The 2,345-nt window shown below is 54.2% G+C and carries 2 protein-coding genes; both read right to left on the bottom strand.

The features are described from left to right. Nucleotides 1–606, bottom strand: a 606-nt coding sequence (locus tag ISP15_RS18110; RefSeq protein WP_404549373.1) for a hemagglutinin repeat-containing protein, incomplete at its 3' end; no start/stop codon positions are given. Nucleotides 607–1,298: 692 nt separating this feature from the next. Next, nucleotides 1,299–2,345 (bottom strand): hypothetical protein (locus ISP15_RS18105; RefSeq protein ID WP_404549372.1); only part of this gene is annotated, 1,047 nt, incomplete at its 5' end.

Genomic DNA, 2,345 nt, shown 5'->3' with positions numbered 1-2,345 from the left:
CGTGATGCCGTTGCCATGCGCCTTGCCTTCGCCGCCGGATGCCTGGGCATAGATGCCGATGCCGTCGCTGCCGATTTGCAGGCCCACGCCGCCACTGACGTTGTGGTCGGTGTTCTGCAGGCTGTGGTTTTCCGCCTGGCCTTGCAGGTTGAGGTGGTTGGCCGCAGCGAGTGCGACGTCTTGGCCGGACACCTGGCTACCGATGAGGTTCAGGTCGCCGCCGGTGGCCGCGAGGGTGACGTTGCCCTGGCTGGTGATGTGACTGCCGTAGGCGATGTCATCATGGGTGGTCGTGGTGCTGCCTGCGCTGCTGCCGCCAAGGCCCACTTGCAGGTTGATGCCGCTGGGGTTGTTTGTTTGGGTGGCTTCTTGCAGTCCGCCTTTTTGGGCCATGCCCATGGCATCGCTGGCCTGGTAGCCCGCTTGCGCGGCATAGAGCGCAGCCAGGCGGCCGTCTTGCACCTGGCTGCCGCGTTGCACGCTGTAGAGGGCGCCGTTCACGGCGTCGGCCGCCGCGCCACCGAGGCCCACGTTGATGCTGCCGGTGCTGATCTGATGGATCTCGCTGGTATCACTGGTACCTACGGCACATTGTTTTGATTTCAACACTCACTTTTGACCCGTTATGGGAGCAATTCTGCTGCTCAGTTGCTGCTCGAATCATCTGCTCAAGTGACGTAGTACCGTCAGGGGTGCCGAAATTATCCAATTTGGCATTTTCTAAATACTTTGTATGAAGACGAAAATTTTTGTTATCCATTAATTTCATAGATCTTATTGGTATTAGTGTCAGTCCATAAACTTCGATCTGACACCAAAATCTATTTGAGCGCCGCCATTGGCTGAATAGCCGCTTTGCTATGTGAGTGCTACTTCACTCAAAAAATAACTGGATTCGCGCCCGGCGATGGCTTCATCGAGTAGAGGTCGAATCCTAGTTGTACTTTCTGCACATCGGAGACGGGGTGGGGTGCTTGGTTACCGGGCATGAGTTTGCGATCTAAATCACTGAGGTCCTGGTTCGTTCCGGTTATCGCGCACGATAACGTTGTCAGATCGTAGCTTGTATCAAATTCAAGACGGAGGCCGACGGCGAGGAGTGCCGATAAACGCCAAAACAGCAACAACGCACCCTAGATACAGACCAAAACGAATACCCTCGGTCAATATCAAGTGAAAGTCATATGGCAAGCCATGGAGTCTAACTACAAAGTATCCAAGGACGACAGCGATCACTAACTCCAGGCAGAAAAAAAGCAGCCCAGCTAATAGCGCACCGAAAATCTTCTTAAATAAAATCACTGTTTCGAACCATTGTTTTGCTGAATATTTTTATTATATTTTTCAATGATTCCATTAAATAACTCTGTCGACGTGGTGCCTGCCGCGTTGCCTGCAATAACAGAACCAACCGATGTAAAAATTGGTTTCATGGTCCAATTTGTGTACACATCGCCAACCTTGAAGCCGGCCATCGTAGTGAGACCTGACGTCAGCCCTCCCACCAGTAGATTGTCATTTTTCCCGTAGTACAGGTTATTGGCTTCTGTCTGCGTCATACCAACTCCTATTCCTACCAGACCATTCCACGCAAGATTGCCGCCGTAGCCAAGGTAGCCACCGACCAAACTTGCGCCCACGTCGATGTAATTGGTCTGGCTTAGATCACCACCGTTCTTGACCAACTGAACTCCCCAATTGACGGCACCACTCGTGAGCGCTGTACCGGTACGAGTGGCTAGCGCAAATTGCCATAGCGAGCCGGTTTGGATGCCGCCGTAGGCCTCCGCCGCAAATTCCCCAATGGCACCAGCGCCGCCGAGTCCCGAAGTAGCCCCGCCAGCCGCAATGCCCATCATCATGTTTCCAACTTCACTGCGACCTTTGTCCGCCATCACTAATCCCCACCCGCCTCGATTATTCACATAGTCCTGAGCCGTGATGTATTGGTCTACTTGCAACCCCAACTGCGCAGCCAGCGGGTCGTTGACGTAGTCAATGGCTGTGCTGATCCCGTCTTTGTATTGGTCGGCGCAATTCACACCGCTTGCGTTGCAACCGCTCACAAGGTCTTGTTCTTGTTTTGCCGACAGCTTTTCCGCATCGGTCTGAGCGGTTTGGATGCAGACTTGATCGCCGTTGCATTGCTTGATTTGATCTTGCAGCGCTTTGAGCTGGGGATGCGACAGGTAGTTGTAGCGCGTTCCGTCCAACGCCGTCGCCGCGCCGGTACCGCCACCCACGGCCGCGCCCACCGCGGTGCTGGCGAGTTGCAACATCGTGGCGAACTCCGGTGTTCCTGGCTTATAGCCTTGGCTGGTCAGGTAATCGGCCATCTGCTGAAT

Origin of the sequence: Dyella jejuensis, from assembly GCF_044904675.1 — a bacterium.
Lineage (GTDB): Bacteria > Pseudomonadota > Gammaproteobacteria > Xanthomonadales > Rhodanobacteraceae > Dyella_B > Dyella_B jejuensis.
This window is presented reverse-complemented; position numbering and strand designations above follow the sequence as displayed.